General features: G+C 67.8%; 15 protein-coding genes. 13 read left to right on the top strand and 2 right to left on the bottom strand.

Annotated elements, in window-relative coordinates; genetic code table 11:
* Window positions 1-17: 17 nt before the first annotated feature.
* Window positions 18-215 carry a hypothetical protein gene (locus DEU38_RS14670; RefSeq protein WP_147283514.1) on the bottom strand — a complete coding sequence of 66 codons (198 nt, stop codon included), beginning with the start codon at window positions 213-215 and terminating at the stop codon, window positions 18-20.
* 455 nt (window positions 216-670) lie between these two features.
* Between DEU38_RS14670 and DEU38_RS14665 the strand changes: the two genes are divergently transcribed.
* A complete protein-coding gene (locus DEU38_RS14665; protein WP_181818787.1) occupies window positions 671-2,032 on the top strand; it encodes an FAD-dependent oxidoreductase in 1,362 nt (453 codons plus the stop codon).
* 279 nt (window positions 2,033-2,311) lie between these two features.
* Here DEU38_RS14665 and DEU38_RS14655 read toward each other — a convergent pair whose 3' ends face one another.
* On the bottom strand, window positions 2,312-3,043 hold the full coding sequence (locus tag DEU38_RS14655) for an IclR family transcriptional regulator (RefSeq protein ID WP_114722133.1): 732 nt from the start codon (window positions 3,041-3,043) through the stop codon (window positions 2,312-2,314).
* A gap of 98 nt (window positions 3,044-3,141) precedes the next feature.
* On the opposite strand from DEU38_RS14655, the gene DEU38_RS14650 reads away from it, so the two are divergent.
* The 12 genes from DEU38_RS14650 to DEU38_RS14595 all read left to right on the top strand — a co-directional run bounded on the left by DEU38_RS14650 (window position 3,142) and on the right by DEU38_RS14595 (window position 15,362).
* Window positions 3,142-4,347: an amidohydrolase family protein gene (locus tag DEU38_RS14650; RefSeq protein WP_114722132.1), complete on the top strand. Its 1,206-nt coding sequence runs from the start codon at window positions 3,142-3,144 to the stop codon at window positions 4,345-4,347.
* 11 nt (window positions 4,348-4,358) lie between these two features.
* Complete coding sequence (locus DEU38_RS14645; protein WP_114722131.1) at window positions 4,359-5,231, top strand: alpha/beta fold hydrolase; 873 nt, start codon at window positions 4,359-4,361, stop codon at window positions 5,229-5,231.
* 65 nt (window positions 5,232-5,296) lie between these two features.
* Window positions 5,297-6,052, top strand: a complete 756-nt coding sequence (locus tag DEU38_RS14640; protein ID WP_114722130.1) for a class II aldolase/adducin family protein — start codon at window positions 5,297-5,299, stop codon at window positions 6,050-6,052.
* A complete protein-coding gene (locus DEU38_RS14635) occupies window positions 6,049-6,360 on the top strand; it encodes a galactose-1-phosphate uridylyltransferase (RefSeq protein WP_114722129.1) in 312 nt (103 codons plus the stop codon). Before DEU38_RS14640 ends, DEU38_RS14635 begins: the two co-directional genes overlap by 4 nt.
* Window positions 6,357-7,274 carry an NAD(P)-dependent oxidoreductase gene (locus DEU38_RS14630; RefSeq protein ID WP_114722128.1) on the top strand — a complete coding sequence of 306 codons (918 nt, stop codon included), beginning with the start codon at window positions 6,357-6,359 and terminating at the stop codon, window positions 7,272-7,274. The genes DEU38_RS14635 and DEU38_RS14630 overlap by 4 nt, the downstream gene beginning before the upstream one ends.
* Window positions 7,271-8,491, top strand: a complete 1,221-nt coding sequence (locus DEU38_RS14625) for an alpha-hydroxy acid oxidase (protein ID WP_114722127.1) — start codon at window positions 7,271-7,273, stop codon at window positions 8,489-8,491. The genes DEU38_RS14630 and DEU38_RS14625 overlap by 4 nt, the downstream gene beginning before the upstream one ends.
* An 80-nt stretch (window positions 8,492-8,571) precedes the next feature.
* The gene (locus DEU38_RS14620; RefSeq protein ID WP_114722126.1) at window positions 8,572-9,720 is read left to right on the top strand and encodes a steroid 3-ketoacyl-CoA thiolase; all 1,149 of its coding nucleotides are present in this window, start codon (window positions 8,572-8,574) and stop codon (window positions 9,718-9,720) included.
* 402 nt (window positions 9,721-10,122) lie between these two features.
* The gene (locus DEU38_RS14615; protein WP_258557913.1) at window positions 10,123-11,655 is read left to right on the top strand and encodes an ABC transporter substrate-binding protein; all 1,533 of its coding nucleotides are present in this window, start codon (window positions 10,123-10,125) and stop codon (window positions 11,653-11,655) included.
* 36 nt (window positions 11,656-11,691) lie between these two features.
* Complete coding sequence (locus DEU38_RS14610; protein WP_114722124.1) at window positions 11,692-12,633, top strand: ABC transporter permease; 942 nt, start codon at window positions 11,692-11,694, stop codon at window positions 12,631-12,633.
* Window positions 12,630-13,517, top strand: coding sequence for an ABC transporter permease (locus tag DEU38_RS14605; protein WP_258557912.1), 888 nt, complete (start codon window positions 12,630-12,632; stop codon window positions 13,515-13,517). The genes DEU38_RS14610 and DEU38_RS14605 overlap by 4 nt, the downstream gene beginning before the upstream one ends.
* Window positions 13,504-14,559: an ABC transporter ATP-binding protein gene (locus tag DEU38_RS14600; protein WP_114722123.1), complete on the top strand. Its 1,056-nt coding sequence runs from the start codon at window positions 13,504-13,506 to the stop codon at window positions 14,557-14,559. Before DEU38_RS14605 ends, DEU38_RS14600 begins: the two co-directional genes overlap by 14 nt.
* Window positions 14,556-15,362, top strand: coding sequence for an ATP-binding cassette domain-containing protein (locus DEU38_RS14595; protein ID WP_114722122.1), 807 nt, complete (start codon window positions 14,556-14,558; stop codon window positions 15,360-15,362). The genes DEU38_RS14600 and DEU38_RS14595 overlap by 4 nt, the downstream gene beginning before the upstream one ends.
* Window positions 15,363-15,389 lie beyond the last annotated feature (27 nt).

Genomic DNA, 15,389 nt, shown 5'->3' with positions numbered 1-15,389 from the left:
GACGTCTCCGGGATCGGTCAAAATAGCGCGGTGTGTCCCGCCCATCCTCGCTGCATCTCGACCGTCATCGCGGTCAGCCTGCGCGCATTCGCGTCACGCCCACCAGTAGCGCCGCGGAGTGTCCATTCGGTGATCTCTCCGGACCCGTCGAAGTACGACGGCAGCTGCCCGGGTGCTGTGAGCAGCAGCCGGCTCGTGGCGAGTACGAACGCCACGCCGAATCCAACCAGCACTCTCCAGGATGGGCGCACGCGATTCGGTGATTTCCCCATACGCGGACCATATGCACCGGCCGCTTCCACTGTGACGCATGGCGATTGCCGAGCGTGCAGGGGAGGCCGTTGCGACCCCCGCACCGCAGCCCTGCATTTTGGTGGGCTACCGGAGGTCAGGCGAAACGGGACGAACACGCTGCGCTTCCGGAGCATATGAGACCATCGGGTATGAATATGCAGTTTTGGGAGGTAACGGCGCTCTTCCGGCATCTGCGGAACTATCTCGTGAATGCCCGCCGATTCTTCACGGGCTGGAGTGTCACCGAGATCCCGCCCACTGAAATCCCGCGCCCCGAAGACCGCTGAGCCGACAACGCGCCGACGTGGTCGAGGCAATGACCCTGGAGCGTGGCGGGGGCAACCCGCATCGAACGTCCCTCGAGGAAGGAACCATTATGAGTCCGAATGGCCCGTCCAAAATCCGCGCAAACGCGTCCACCGCAGGCCGGATGTGCCGGAGTGCCGATGCATCCACGCAGCCCACCGGTTCGGTTCTGGTGATCGGAGCCGGGATCGCGGGACTCACCGCGGCGCGCGACCTGGTCCGGGACGGGCGTCAGGTCACGGTGATCGAAGCACGCGACCGTGTGGGAGGCCGACTGTCGACCGATCGCACCTGGCAGGACATGCCTCTGGATCTGGGCGCATCCTGGATCCACGGCGTGGACGGCAACCCCGTCACAGAGCTGCGCGACGAGTTCGGTCTTCCCACCGTGGTGCTCAATACGGACGAGATCACCACCTACAGTGGCAGCCGACACCTGGACCCGGCCGCGATGACCGAGTACGGCACCGACGTCGAGGCGGCCATGGCCGCGATTCAGGACCTGTCCGCACAGCCGGCGTTCGCGAACACCTCCTTCGCGGCCGCCGTCGACCCGGTCCTGACGCAGCTGGGCCTGACCGGGATCCGCGCCGACCACGTCCGGGACACCGTCCACCAGTTCATCCAGGACGCCTTCGGCGCCGACGCCGGCCAGGTCCCGCTGTGGATCGCGCGGTATGAAGACGGTTACGGCGGCGACGAGGTGGTCTTCCCCCGCGGCTACGACGAGATCGCGACCGGGCTCGCCGAGGGCCTGGACGTGCGCGTGGGTCACGTCGTCGATCGCATCGCCCACGACGCCGCCGGGGTCCGGGTGCACACCGACCGCGGTGTCTTCGCCGCCGACCACGTGGTTGTCACCCTGCCGTTGGGTGTGTTGCAGGCCGGTGCCGTCGCCTTCGACCCGCCGCTGCCCGCGGCGAAACAGGAGGCGATCGGGCGCCTCGGCATGGGCGTCTACAACAAGCTGTACCTGCGCTTCGACACCCAGTTCTGGGACGACGCCGAGGTCATCGCCCAGTTCGGCCTGCCGAACGAGTCGATGGCCGCGTGGTATCCGCTCCATTCCGTCACCGGTGTGCCGGTGATCGTGGCGCTACGCGGCGGGTCGGTAGCGCGCCGCATCGAAAACCTCGATGACACCGCGACCGTCGCCGAGGGGATGCGTGGCCTGCGTGCCATGTACGGCGAGAGTGTGCCCGAGCCCCGTGCGTACCGGCTGACTCGCTGGTCGACCGACCCCTACGCCCGCGGCTCCTACTCGTACCCCGGAATCGACTCCACACCCGACGACCGAGCCATCGTCGCCGAACCGATCGGTAACCGAGTCTTCTTCGCCGGTGAGGCCACGCATGCCACCGAAGCCTCCACCGTCCACGGGGCGCTGCTCTCAGGCCGCCGCGAGGCCGGCCTCATCTCCAGGATCGGATGACCACGCACCCGGCTACAGCGCGTCCCCTGGATGACACCGTCTGGATCGGCGACCCCCTAGAGCGTGTCTCCTGTGTCGCGCGCGAGGTTCGAGCCGTGCGTGTGGGCTCGACAAGTCGTCGAGTCCACCGACACGGTCCAGTCGACCAGCCCGTTCGCATCGGCGTGTGCGAGTAGCGCAGTCAAGATCGTGTCCCAGGTCCCGTCGCCGGCGTAGCGGCGGTGACGCTTCCAGATCGTCTGCCACGGAACAAAATCCGGCGGCACGTCCCGCTACGCCCTAGTGGCGCCCTCCGCCGAGTTCGGCGACCGCGTTCCGGAGCAGAGTTCCGGCCGCGGCGTACTTCTCGGGGTTGAGCCGACTGTCGGGCCCGCTGACCACGAGTGCGCCCAACGGTTTTCCGCTCAGGTCCGTGACTGCCGCGGCGATGCTTGTCGATCCCTGCTGGACGGCGCCCTCGCACAGCGACCAGCCGCGCTCGCGGATCTCGTCGTACTCGGCATCCGTGAGCAGCATGCCGGGGGCGTCCGCCAGATCCGTGCGCCCCTCGGGGGTGAGGTGGGCAAAGATGGCGCGTCCTGCGGCACTGGTTTCCGGCGGGTGGACCGCGCCGACATGCAGTGCGGTGCGGACCATCTGCCGGCCCTCGGCGACGTCGACGACGACGATCGTCGTTCCGTCGAGCAGCGCGAGGTGCGCGGTCTCGCCCGTCTCGTCGCGGATGGAAGCCAGCAGTGGGCGGGCGCGTGCGGGCAGTGGTGACGTGTCGAGTGCGCGACCGGCGACGACCAACGGCTTGGTCGACAGTTCCCACCGTGGCGGCGCATCCGCCAGTGGGCGGATCCAGCCGGCTTCGTGCAGCGTCGCGAGCGTGCGCTGCATGGCGCTCTTGTCCTCGCCGAGTTCCTGGCACAGCGCAGTGAGACCGATGGGCTGGTGCGCGGCAACCGCCTCGACGACACGAAGACCGCGCGCGAGTGTGCCGAGTGTCTTGACTGCGATCTGGATCACTCCTACTGTGTGTATCTGAAAGTGATAGCGAGTATCGCATATCGATACTACCTCCGCAAGGGGCTGCGCTGCACCGCGATTCGACGAAGGAGATTTCCGTGACGGCTGTCAATCAGGAACTCGATCCCGCCCTCTTCAACCCCGAGCCCGAGCAGGCCGAGGTCAAGTACACGGTCATCTCCGTCGACGACCACGTGGTGGAGCCGGCGCACCTGTTCGAGACCTGGATGCCCGCGGCGTTGAAGGACCGTGGACCGAAGATCCTCGAGAACGAACAGGGCGCGCAGGTCTGGGAGTTCGACGGCAACATCTACTCACAGGTCGGCATGAACGCGGTCGCCGGCCGACGCAAGGAGTCCGTCAAGTACGAGCCGTTCCGCTTCGACCAGATGCGGCCGGGCTGCTACGACATCCATGCGCGCGTCAAGGACATGGATCTCGGCGGCATCTGGGCGATGCTCAACTTCCCGTCCCAGATCACCGGGTTCTGCGGCCGTGTATTCGCGCATGCCTCCGACAAGGAGGTCGGCATCGCGGCAGTGCGCGCATGGAACGACTGGCTCTACAACGAGTGGTACCTCGAGTATCCGACCCGTGTGATCCCCGGCGGCATCACCTATCTCACCGATCCGGTCGAGGCCGTCAAGGAGATCGAGCGCAACGCCGAGCGCGGCTTCACCTCGGTGACCTTCCCCGAGCGTCCGCACGCGATCGGGCTTCCCTCCCTGTGGGATCGCGACCACTGGGACCCGATCATCCAGGCGTGCGTCGACACCGACACCGTCATCTCCCTGCACGTGGGCAGCTCCGGCATGTACCAGTACCCGCAGGGTGCGCCCGGACTCCAGTTGGGCGCCACGATGTTCGGGCAGCTCTCCCTCGCCGCCTGCAGCGAGTGGCTGTGGTCGGGCTATCCCAAGGACCACCCCACGCTCAAGATCGCGATGAGCGAGGGTGGGATCGGGTGGGTGCCGATGCTGATCGACCGACTGGACAACATCATCGACCGATCGGGCTACGGCCTGGGCTGGGCCGACCGTCCGGCGGACATCCTGCGCCGCAACTTCTGGTTCTGCACGCTCGACGACCCGTCGACGATCGCGCTGCGCGACGTGATCGGAGTCGAGAACATCATGCTCGAGACCGACTACCCGCACGGGGACGGCACGTGGCCGCACACGCAGGGCGTCGTCGAGCAGTACTGGGGCGGGTTCCCCGCGAAGGACCTGCGAATGATGTGCAGCGAGAACGCCGCCAAGCTGTACCGGCATCCGCTGCCCGAGATCGTCCTTCCCCGAGGCTGAGGGGGAGGGGCTTGCTCGTCGACGTGGGTGACGTGGAGATCGCCACTCGGGTGGTGGGCTCGGGGCCGCCGCTGTTGCTGCTGCACGGTTACCCGCAGACGCGGCGAGTCTGGCAGCGGGTTGCCGATGACCTCGCCGACCGTTTCACGGTCGTCACCACCGATCTTCGTGGTTACGGCGAGAGCAGCAAGCCGGCGGGCGACGACGCCCATGCGACGTACTCCAAGCGGTCGATGGCCGGCGACCAGGTGGAAGTCATGCGCAGATTGGGCTTCGAGAGATTTGCGGTCGCCGGCCACGATCGGGGTGCCCGGGTCGTGCATCGCATGTGTCTGGATCATCCGGAGACGGTGGCACAGGCGGCGCTGCTGGACATCCTGCCGACCTCGGAGGTCTACGCGACCACCGATCGGCAGCTGGCCACGGCGTACTTCCACTGGTTCTTCCTGATCCGGCCGCACCGGCTCGCCGAGCAGCTCATCGACGGAAATCCGGATGCCTGGATGGAGAACGTGCTGGGTCTGGCCGGAGGGGCACCGACCTCGATGTCGGACGAGGACGTGGAACATTACAAGAGCTACTTCCGGGATCCGGCCGTGGTCCACGCGACGTGCGAGGACTATCGAGCCGGCGCGTCGGTCGACCTCGAACACGACGCGCTCGACGCCGGCCGCCGGATCACCTGCCCCGTCCTCGTCCTGTGGGGCGACCGGGGTCTGCTCGCCCGGCGTGAGCATCCGCTCAACGTATGGAAGAGATTCGCGCACAACGTGACTGGGGAACCGATTCCGGGAGGGCACTTCTTCATCGACGACTCTCCCGCCGATGTCGTGAGGGCCGTCGGGGAGTTCCTCGAGCCCTGGCGGTGCGGGCGACTCGCCTGAACCCGACACCCAGGCCCAGCACCACCCGAGGCCGGCACGCCTCGGGACCGAGAGGAGAAACGTCAATGACATTCACACCGACCGCAGATCGTCTGATCCCTGAACTCGATCCCCGGGAGGAGATCGTGATGCTCGGCCGCACCCTCTGGAACGAGGGATACCGCGACCACCTGGCCGGTCACATCACCTACAACCTCGGCGACGGCACGCTGCTGTGCAATCCGTGGCTGCTGACGTGGGAGGAGATGTACCCCGAGGACATTCTCCGAATCGATCTGCAGGGCAAACTGATCGAAGGATCCTGGCCGGTACCGCTCGGCATCCCGCTGCACCTGGCGCTGCACAACGCCCGCCCGGACGTGGTGTACGCACTGCACAACCACTCCGAGTACGGCACGGTGTGGGGCGACATCAAGGAGGTGCCGCCGGCGTACGACCAGAGCTCCAGCCTCGGCGGGGGTGAGTTGGTTCTCGTCGACGAGTACGACGGCGCCGTCAACAGCATGGAGGCCGCCGAGAAGGCGGTCCGCGCGATCGGCGACGCGGATCGGGCGCTGCTGGGTGGACACGGCGTCTTCGTCATCGCGGACACCGCGCGGGCAGTGTTCCTCCGTGCGGTCGCCCTCGAGCAACGCTGCAAGAACGCATGGATGGTGCGGGTGGCCGGCGGTCCCGACAAGACGTCGCTCCCGGACTGGTGGCTCGACCGGCAACTGAAGAACGACGGCAACGGGTACCACGGCTTCTGGGAGGCGGCGGTGCGTTCGGGGCTGCGGGCGGACCCGGTTCTCGCCGAGAAGATCCTGTCCAGGCCGCGATGACCGTGCCATCGATCGCGGAGGGGGCGGGAGCGGGCCCGGCCGAGGTCCGTCCCGCCTCCGCGGAACGAGCGGCGGACATCTTCACGTGCCGCGAGGTCATCCGGATCATCTCCGGGATCGAGCGGCGTGCACCCGGCGAACGCCTCGACGAGTACTACTGGGCCGAGTTGCTGGGCGGCTGTACCGAATCCGAGGTACTCGAGGCGACCTGGGAGCACTATCGCCGGCATGCGCGGCCGATCTGGCCGGCCGACATCCTCGCGCGGGTGGCGGCGCGGAGGGCCGAGGGCGCGGAGATCGTCCGATGACGCCGATCCTGGTGCTCGTTCCCGAGGAGCGCGGCATCTCGGCCCTCGCGCAGGTGCCGAACGTCTGCGCCGTCGTGTACGACCCGGAGAGCCGTCGGCTGCCGGACATCGCGTGCGACGCGGAGGTTCTGGTGGCGCACCGATTCGATCCCGCGGATGACGGCCCCCTCTTCGCGCAGCTGCCCCGGCTGCGGATGGTGCAGTTGTTCAGTTCGGGCGTCGAGCGCTGGACGAACGTCGTGCCCGACGGCGTGCGCGTGTCGAACGCGGACCGGGCGCACGGCGGGGCGGTGGCCGAGTGGGTCGTCGCGCAATTGCTCGCCCACGTCCGCGATCTGGCGGGCTACCGGATCAAGCAGCAGGAGCAGCGGTGGCAGGCGCACCCTACCGGGACGTTGTCGGACAGGCGCGTGCTCGTGTTCGGGGCGGGCGACATCGGCGAGAACCTTCGCCGACGACTCGAACCGTTCGGTTGTACGGTCACCCTGGTCGGACGGACGGCGCGTGCGGGGGTCGTGGACATCGAACGCGGCCGGGCCGAACTCGGTGACCAGGACGTCGTGATCCTGGCGCTGCCGCTCGACGATTCGACGGTGCACCTCGTGGATGCGGTGTTCCTCGCGACGATGAAGGACGGTGCGGTGCTGGTCAATGCAGGACGCGGCGAGCTCGTGGACACGGAGGCACTGCTCGCGGCAACCCGCGAGGAGCGCGTGTACGCGATCCTCGATGTCACCGATCCCGAACCGCTGCCCGCCGATCACGGTCTGTGGACCGCACCGGGGGTGGTGGTGACACCGCACGCGGCGGGCATCACCGACGACGTCCGCGACCGCTGTTGGGCCGCCGCGGTGCGGAAGATCGCGGCGTACGCCGACGGAACCGACGGATCCCGTGTGGCGGTGTCCCGATGAAGGCCTTCGGATTCGACTGGCGCTGGCAGGCCTCCGACGAGTTGCTCAACGTCGAGGACTACCGCCGTGCCGCGCGACGACGTCTGCCGCGCATGGTGTGGACTTACGTCGAGGGCGGGGCCGACGACCTGCGCACCGTCGCGGGCAACCGTTCGGCGTTCGACGACTGGTGGCTCGTGCCGAGCGTCCTGGCCGGCCACGACACCCACGACCTCGCCACCGAGGTGGCCGGGCTGCCGCTCTCGATGCCGGTGCTCACCGCGCCCACGGGCTTCAACGGCCTCACCCGGTGGAGCGGAGACCTCGACGCGATCCGCGCGGCGGAGCGCGTGGGAACCCGCTGTGTCGTGAGCACGGCATCGACGTGGTCGGTCGAGGAGGTCGCCGACGCGGCCACCGAGCCGCACGCGTTCCAGCTGTACCCCGGTGCGGGCGGGGTGGCCGCGGCCCTGATGCGCCGGGCGTGGGCCGCCGGCTTCCGGTCGCTGTTCGTCACGGTCGACGTCCCGACCGTCGGCAACCGTGAGGGCGAGAAGCGCGAAGGGATGGGCGTGCCGCCCGTCCTGACGCCACGCCGACTGCTCGACGTCTCCCGGCACCCGAGATGGGCCTACGACGTCGTGCGGCATCGGCGGATCGGCGGCCGCAACCTCGCGTCCGGCGACGGCGTGACCGCGGCGCTCGCCTCGATCGAGATCCAGGAGCGGCACCTCGTGCAGTCGCGGCTGAACTGGGACGACCTGGCCTGGATGCGGGACAACTGGCACGGCCGCCTCTACATCAAGGGGGTGCTGCGCGCCGAAGATGCCGTCCGCGCTGTCGACCTCGGTCTCGACGGCGTCGTCGTGTCGAATCACGGTGGCCGCCAACTGGACGGCTGTGTGCCGTCGGTGTCGGCGCTGCCGGCGGTGGCCGACGCGGTCGCCGGGCGGGCCGAGGTGCTCCTCGACGGCGGGATCCGGCGCGGCACGGACGTGCTCAAGGCGCTCGCACTCGGCGCGGACGCGGTGCTGATCGGCAGACCGTGCCTGTACGGGATGGCGGTGGCAGGCGACCGCGGCGTCGAGCACGTGCTGACGATCCTGAAGTCGGAGATCGAGCGGGGTCTGACGCTCCTCGGTGTGCGCGACATCCGGGATCTCGACCGATCGCACGTGCGTCCCGTGCGCGGCGGCGAGCGGGACGAGATTGGAATGTCGACCGTTACCACCCAGTGAGACTTGCGCCACAACGGCCGTGGATTCCTCGGTATCAAGAATCACGTTCCAGACGTTCGCGCTGCTCGAGGAGGACTGCAATGGGTACACCGGTGATTGTCGATGCGGCCAGGTCGCCGATCGGTCGACGTGGTGGCTGGCTGTCCGGCCTGCATGCCGCGCAACTTCTGGGTGCGGTCCAGTCGGGACTGCTCGAGCGTCTGAATCTCGATCCGAACATCATCGAGCAGGTGATCGGCGGCTGCGTCACCCAGGCGGGCGAGCAGGCGTCGAACGTCAGTCGCAACGCGTGGCTGCACGCGGGCCTGCCGGAGCGGACGGGCGTGACGACGATCGACTCGCAGTGCGGTTCCGGTCAGCAGTCGGTGAATCTGATCGCGGCCCAGATCGCTGCCGGCGTCATCGATGCGGGCATGGCGTGCGGCGTCGAGGCGATGTCCCGGGTGCCTCTGCTGTCCAACATCAGCGGCGACTTCGGCAGCCCCAAGCCGCCGGGCTGGAGTGTGGACATCCCGGCCCAGTTCGAGGGCGCCGACCGAATCGCGAGGCGACGGGGATTCACGCGCGAGGACCTCGACGCGTTCGGCCTACGGTCGCAGCAGCGTGCGGCCGCTGCGTGGGAGGACCGTCGATTCGACGGCCAGATCATCCCCGCGAAGGTTCCCGGCGCGGACGGGCAGGCGCCCACCGCGGTGTCCCGTGACCAGGGCCTGCGGGAGACGTCGATGGAGGCGCTCGCGCGCCTGAACCCCGTTCTCGAGGGCGGGCTGCACACCGCGGGGACCTCGTCGCAGATCTCCGACGGCGCCGCGGCCGCGGTGCTGATGGACGAGAACGTCGCCCGGGAGCTCGGGTTGCGCCCGCGTGCCCGGATCGTCGCGCAGTGCCTCATCGGCGCGGAGACGCACTTCCTCCTGGACGGTCCGGTGCAGGCCACCGAGTACCTGCTCGACCGAGCAGGCCTGTCCGTCAAGGATATCGATCTCTTCGAGGTCAACGAGGCCTTCGCGGCGGTGCCCATGTCCATGGCCCGGGTGCACGGCGTCGACGAGGACCGTCTCAACGTCAACGGCGGAGCCATCGCTCTGGGCCATCCTGTCGGGTCGTCGGGCGTGCGACTGATTGCCGCGGTGATGGACGAGCTCGAGCGCCGTGACGGTGAACGTGCGCTGGTCGCCGTCTGCGCCGGCGGGGCGATGGCGTCCGGGGCGATCGTCGAGCGGATCTGAACTATGTGAACACCATTGCCATGCAATGTCTTCGGAAGGCGCACGACGTTCTGTCGTGTGCCCGTTCCGGCTGCTCGGAACGAGCACGGCCGGGTCTGCAGAATCCACGATTCCACTCCGGTGTGATTTGCCGCACGCTGAATGCCGCGGCCTGCTAGGGTCCCATTCGGCGGCGGCAAAGGTCCGAAACATCCTTTGCTGCAACTTTTTCGGGCTACTCCCCAGTAGCTCCGATGATGGCGCGAACCGTCCGAGTCGACCCGACCGGTCGGGCAGGTGGTCCGATTCCAGCCGCGCGCGAAGGAAAGCGCGATCACGCGTGCGGGACGAGCCGATTCGTCGTGGATTTTCAGGAGGCATTGCATGATGGACAAGTGGCTTCGCAGGTCGAGGAACCTGGCTGTGCTGGCTACGGCCGCCGCGGTTCTCGCCGGATGTGGTGGTGGGGCTTCGTCTTCGACGACGTCCGATGCATCCGGTGACCTCGACCCCACCGCGATCCTGCGGGTCACGGCGAGCGCGCCCACCCGCAACCTGGACCCGTACATGCAGACCAGCTACGGCGGATGGGGCTACCTCACACCGGTTTTCGACCGGCTGACGGTGGTGGACGAAAACGGCGATCTCCAGCCGGCCCTGGCCGAGTCGTGGGAGTTCGCTCCGGACGGTTCCTACCTCGAGCTGAAGCTGCGCCAGGGCGTCGCCTTCCACGACGGCGCTCCGTTCGATGCGGCGGCGGTGGCCGCGAACATCGAGCGCGGCAAGACCATGGAGGGCAGCACGGTCGTCGCCGCGCTGAAGAACATCACCTCGGTCGACGTGGTCGACGACAGCACCGTCCGTCTGCAGTTGGCACCCGGTACCGGTGTGGAACTACCCGGTGTGTTCAGCAGCAACGTCGGAATGATGGTCAGCCCGAAGGCCATCGAGGCGAAGGCCGATCTGCGTAACAACCCGGGCCAGAGCGGATCCGGTGCGTACGTCGTGACGGCCTACGTGCCCGAGGAGTCGGTCACCCTGGCCCGTGCGGACGGTACGAACTGGGACCCCGAGGCCGGGAAGGTCGCGGGCATGGAGTTCAAGTGGATCTCCGACGCGAGTACCCGACTCAACGGGCTCAAGACCGGCGCCACCGATCTGAGCTGGGTGAGTTCCGCCAACGAGATCGTCGAGGCGAACTCGTTGTCCAAGAGTGGCACGCTGGACGTCACCGAGGTTCCCTTCCGGAACGTCCTGGGCGTGTTCATGCGGGCGCAGGGTGATCTCGCGAAGCCCGAGGTGCGGCAGGCGGTGGCGTCGGCGATCGATCCCGCGGCGATCAGCGCGTTGTTCTCCGACACCTGCACCCCGAACCGTCAGCTGTATCCGGCCGGTAGCTGGGCGGCCGACCCGTCCTACCAGTACCCGTACCAGTTCGATCTCGAGAAGGCGAAGAGCCTGGTGCAGGCGGCCGGCGGAGCCAAGGTCACGCTGACCTTCGCGGCGGGCACCAACACCGAGAAGCCGGCGAACGTCATCCAGTCGACGCTGTCGCAGGCCGGCATCGACGCGGAACTGAACCCGGTCCCCAACACGCAGAACGAACCCCGCTACATCGCCGGTGACTTCCAGTCGATGGTCTCCAACAGCTTCAGCCCCAAGGTGGATCCCGCCGAGACGGTCAACACCTTCGTGACCGGCCCGTACGACCTGGCCAACGGCAACCCGCAGATCGCGGAGCTTGCCGCGAAGGCTGCGAATCCGACTCTGTCGCAGGACGAGCGGGCCCCGATGTATCACGAGATCTGGGACCTGACGTTGAAGGAGGCGATGTTCGTGCCGATCTGCAACCAGACGAACGCGACCATCTCCACTGCGAAGGTCGTCGGCACCGAGAACATGCCCTGGGTGAATCTGGGCATCTTCGACGTCCGTCACGTGGGCATCACCAAGTAGTCGCACCGAACACCGACACCTGCCGAGAGGCCGAAGATGCTGCGCTATGCCGGAAAACGGTTGCTGGCGGCGATTCCGCTGCTGTTGGTCGTACCGTTGTTGATTTTTCTGTTGATCGATCTGGCACCGGGTGATCCGGCGGTGATCCTCGCGGGGGAGGACCCGACCCCGGAGCGGCTCGAGCAGTTGCGGGCCACCCTGAATCTGGATCAGAACGTGTTCGTGCGGTATCTGGACTGGGTCGGGTCGGTGCTGCGCGGTGATCTCGGGGTGTCGCTGCTGTCGGACCAGTCGGTGGCCGAACTTCTGTTCCGGCGCATGGCGACCACGCTCTCGCTGGTCGGGTTCGCAATGGTGCTGGCCGTCGTGATCGGTGTGATTCTCGGGGTGCTGGGATCGCTGCGTCCGGGTGGCGTGGTCGACCGCGGTATCAACGTGATCGCGTCTGTTGCGATCGCGATCCCGGCATTCTGGTTCGGCCTGGTCCTGGTGTCGCTGTTCGCGGTGTCGAACCAGATCTTCCCCGCATTCGGCTACGCGCCGCTCTCGGACGGTGTGGTGCCGTGGTTCCAGCATCTGGTGCTACCGGGTGTCGCGTTGGCGCTGCTGCCCGCCGCGGAGGTGACGTTGCAGTTGCGGTCGTCCCTCGGGCAGGTGATGGGCAGCGACTACATCCTCAACGCGAAGGCACGCGGGTTGGGTCAGGCGAGCGTCGTCCTCAAACACGGGCTCAAGAACGCGTGTATCCCGGTGGTGACCGTGCTCGGATTCCGGGTCGCCGAGGTGCTCGGCGGTGCGGTGACGATCGAGATCATCTACAGCATGCCGGGCATGGGATCGCTCGCGGTCAACAGTGTGCAGAACCATGACGTGCCGGTGCTGCTCGGGTTCGTGCTGTTCACCACGTGTGTGGTGGTGATCGTGAATCTGTTGGTCGACATCTCGTACGGCTACTTCAATCCGAAGGTGCGCGCATGACATCGACATTGCCTACCGAAGCGCTCGGCGACAGCACTCCCGGCGTCGCCGGCCGAGTCTGGGGTTTCGTGCGTCGCCGCCCCGCGGCGACGGTGGCGGGGGCGTTCGTGCTGCTGTTGGTGGTCATGGCGGTCTTCGCGCCGCTGCTGGCGCCCTACGATCCGTATGCGCAGGATCTGCTCGCACGGCTGCAGCCACCGTCGTCGGCGCACTGGTTGGGGACTGATGACTACGGCCGGGACGTGTTGAGCCGGTTGATCTACGGTGCCCGGATCTCGTTGCAGGCGTCGTTGCAGGCGGTGGCGCTCGCGCTGGTGCTGGGTCTGCCGTTGGGTGTGATCGCCGGCTACAGCGGGGGCTGGGTCGATACCGTCCTGACCCGGATCATGGACGCACTGATGAGTGCGCCGTCGCTGGTCCTGGCGATCACGATCGTCGCGGTCCTCGGTTCGGGGATCACCAATGCGATGCTCGCGGTCGGTCTGGTGATGGCCCCGCGGTTCTTCCGTGTCGCCCGGGCATCGACGATGGACGTGCGGGGCGACACCTACATCGAGGCATCGGTCGCGTTGGGCTGCACCACGTCCCGCACCATCGTCCGGCACATCCTGCCGAACGTGATGCCGCCGATCGTGCTGGTCATCTCGGTCTCGCTCGGCACCGCCGTGGCGGCGGAGGCGAGTCTGAGCTTCCTCGGTCTCGGCGCGAAGGCGCCGGCCGCGAGTTGGGGGTCGATGCTGTCCACGGCCGCGTCGAACATGCAGCTCGCGCCCTACCTGGTGTGGCCGCCCGGCGTGATGATCTTCCTGACCGTGCTCGCGTTCACCTACCTCGGCGACGGTGTGCGCCGCGCCCTGACGAGGAGTCGCAATGGCAGCAACTGACACCCTCACCCGTCCGCTGAACCCGGGAGCCGATCCCACCGCGCCCCTGCTGCGGGTGCGCGACCTCACGGTGCAGTTCCGCGCCGGCCGCAAGGACTGGGTCACCGCGGTCCAGGATGTGTCGTTCGACGTCGCCGCGGGTGAATCCGTTGCACTGGTGGGTGAATCGGGATCGGGCAAGACGGTCTCCTCACTCGCGGTGATGGGGTTGACCCCGGACACCGGTGGGCGGGTCTCGAACGGCAGCGTCGAGTTCGACGGGCGGGACCTGACGGCGCTGCCCGCCAAGGAGTGGCGCAAGCTGCGGGGCACCGGGATGGGGATGATCTTCCAGCAGCCCATCCGCAGCCTCAATCCCGCCTACACGGTGGGCGATCAGATCGCCGAGTCGGTGCGTAAGCACCTGGGGCTGGACCGCAAGGCCGCGATGGCGCGTGCGGTCGAGATGCTCGAGTTGGTCCAGATTCCGCGGGCCGCAGAGCGGGTGCGGGAGTATCCGCACGCGTTCAGCGGCGGCATGTGCCAGCGGGTGATGATCGCGATGGTCATGGCCTGCAACCCGAGGCTGTTGATCGCGGACGAGCCCACCACCGCGCTGGATGTGACTGTGCAGGAAACGATCCTGGATCTGCTCCGGGACCTGCAGGAGCAGACCGGGGTCGCGCTGCTGTTCGTCACCCACGACCTCGGCGTCGTCGCGGAACTGTGCGAGCGAGTCGTGGTGATGTACGCGGGCGAGGTGATCGAGGACGGCCGCGCCGCCGAGGTGTTCTTCCGCCCGCAGCACCCCTACACGTCCGGCTTGCTCGCCTCGATCCCGCGTCCGGGCCGGGGCGTCGACAGACGCCTCGCCGCGATCCCGGGCCGGATCCCCGCTGCCGGCGAGTGGCCGGTGGGCTGCCACTTCCACGACCGCTGCACCCACGCCCGCGCCGGTTTGTGCGACACCACGCATCCCGCGCTGACCGACACGACCGCGGGCCGGGCAGCGCGCTGCCTGCGTGTGACGGATCTGCAACTGCAAGGAGTGGAGGCCCCATGAGCCTGCTCGAGGTCACGAACCTGACCAAATCGTTCTCCACCCGTCGGGACTTCCTCGGCCGGAGAACCGGGTGGACCCATGCGGTGCGGGATGTCTCGTTCACACTCGATGCCGGCGAATGTCTCGCTGTCGTCGGAGAATCCGGGGCCGGCAAGTCCACCGTCGGTCGGATGGTGCTGCGCCTGATCGAACCCGATTCCGGCACCGTCACCTTCGACGGCGAGGACGTTCGGGCGGCGAAACCGGCCCGGCTGCGCGAGATGCGCCGCGGCATGCAGATGATCTTCCAGGACCCGCACTCCTCCCTCGACCCCCGGATGACCGTGGCCGACGCGGTCGCCGAACCGCTGCTCGTGCACTCCGACCTCGATCGCGTCGCCCGCACACAACGCGTCCGCGAGTTGCTCGACAAGGTCGGAATCGGCTCCCGCTACCTCGGACGGTATCCGGCCGAGTTGTCCGGCGGTCAGCTCCAGCGTGTCGCGATCGCGAGGGCGTTGACGCTCGAACCGAAGATGATTGTCTGCGACGAACCCGTTGCCGCGCTCGATGTCTCGGTTCGCGCGCAGGTCCTCAACCTGCTGCGGGACCTGCAGGAGGAACTCGGCCTGGCCTACCTGTTCGTGTGCCACGACCTGGCGCTCATCGAGGTGATCGCCGACCGGGTGATGGTGATGAGAGCCGGCGAGGTCGTCGAGACCGGCACCGTCAGCGACATCTACGACCATCCGCGGGAGGACTACACCCGGAAGCTGTTGGAGGCCATCCCGATCCCGATCCCACGATCGGCGCGCGTGGGCTGATCCCCGCCGCTCGGCGCGTTGGAGATC

Origin of the sequence: Rhodococcus sp. AG1013 (assembly GCF_003350365.1) — a bacterium.
Taxonomy (GTDB): domain Bacteria; phylum Actinomycetota; class Actinomycetes; order Mycobacteriales; family Mycobacteriaceae; genus Prescottella.
The sequence above is the reverse complement of the archived record's forward strand: the minus strand, read 5'-3'. Positions and strand labels throughout refer to the sequence as shown.

Excerpts from the sequence above, each read along its gene's own strand:
- DEU38_RS14630 (WP_114722128.1), top strand. The coding sequence starts at position 6,357 with ATGACGCCGATCCTGGTGCTCGTTCCCGAGGAGCGCGGCATCTCGGCC.
- DEU38_RS14665 (WP_181818787.1), top strand. The coding sequence starts at position 671 with ATGAGTCCGAATGGCCCGTCCAAAATCCGCGCAAACGCGTCCACCGCA.
- DEU38_RS14625 (WP_114722127.1), top strand. The coding sequence starts at position 7,271 with ATGAAGGCCTTCGGATTCGACTGGCGCTGGCAGGCCTCCGACGAGTTG.
- DEU38_RS14610 (WP_114722124.1), top strand. The coding sequence starts at position 11,692 with ATGCTGCGCTATGCCGGAAAACGGTTGCTGGCGGCGATTCCGCTGCTG.
- DEU38_RS14605 (WP_258557912.1), top strand. The coding sequence starts at position 12,630 with ATGACATCGACATTGCCTACCGAAGCGCTCGGCGACAGCACTCCCGGC.
- DEU38_RS14600 (WP_114722123.1), top strand. The coding sequence starts at position 13,504 with ATGGCAGCAACTGACACCCTCACCCGTCCGCTGAACCCGGGAGCCGAT.
- DEU38_RS14595 (WP_114722122.1), top strand. The coding sequence starts at position 14,556 with ATGAGCCTGCTCGAGGTCACGAACCTGACCAAATCGTTCTCCACCCGT.
- DEU38_RS14640 (WP_114722130.1), top strand. The coding sequence starts at position 5,297 with ATGACATTCACACCGACCGCAGATCGTCTGATCCCTGAACTCGATCCC.
- DEU38_RS14635 (WP_114722129.1), top strand. The coding sequence starts at position 6,049 with ATGACCGTGCCATCGATCGCGGAGGGGGCGGGAGCGGGCCCGGCCGAG.
- DEU38_RS14620 (WP_114722126.1), top strand. The coding sequence starts at position 8,572 with ATGGGTACACCGGTGATTGTCGATGCGGCCAGGTCGCCGATCGGTCGA.